This is a genomic window from Paenisporosarcina sp. TG20 (genome assembly GCF_000286315.1).
Taxonomy (GTDB): domain Bacteria; phylum Bacillota; class Bacilli; order Bacillales_A; family Planococcaceae; genus Paenisporosarcina.
Map to the genome: position 1 here is coordinate 1 of NZ_ALJG01000034.1, position 765 is coordinate 765.

A 765-nucleotide genomic window follows, 5' to 3' on the forward strand; every position below is an offset into this window, starting at 1 on the left:
TAAAAGTAACACCATTATTGTGGGCGCCACTCATACAAAAGCACGTTACAATCAAAAGTCACCAAAAGAGTTTTTACAAGAGAAGTCAAAAAATGTGCGAAAAGCAATCTATAAAATCGATGAGTCGATGAAAGATAAGTTTCCTGCAAAAAATACGATGAACGAGGTAAAAGATGAAGTAACTTACTGTGAAAAATTAATTGCCGTAATTGAAAAGGAATCACAAGTCGCACAAGTACCCGCTGTCAAAGAACGGTTAAATATGTTAAAAGAAGTTGTCGAGGATTATCAAGTGCACCTTTCCTATTCCTCAGATATCGATGCACGAAAAGGCCATAAATCAGCTGATTCATCTTTCTTTGGCTATAAAACACATATTGCGTTAAGTAATGAGCGAATCATTACAGCGGCAGTCATCACGACAGGTGAAAAAAGTGATGGCAAGTACTTACAAGAATTGATTGAAAAAAGTAAACAAGCAGGTATGGAAGTAGACACAGTTATTGGAGATACAGCTTATTCAGAGAAAGCAAATATTGACTATACAAAAGCAGAACAAATTAGACTGGTTTCCAAGTTAAATCCCGTTATATCTGAAGGCAATCGAAAAGAAGAAGACAAATTTGAATACAACAAGGATGCCGGGCGATTTGTTTGTAAAGCAGGGCATTTAGCAGTACGAAAAGCACGAACTGGAAAAAAAGGACAGAATAATAACCAAGTAGAGACACATTATTTTGATATTGAAAAATGCAAGGTATGCCC

The 765-nt window shown here is 36.1% G+C and carries 1 protein-coding gene; it reads left to right on the forward strand.

All coding sequences use genetic code 11. The annotated features are described in order from the left end of the window. Positions 1–765, forward strand: a 765-nt coding sequence (locus tag B371_RS0100160; protein WP_019412356.1) for a transposase, incomplete at both ends; no start/stop codon positions are given.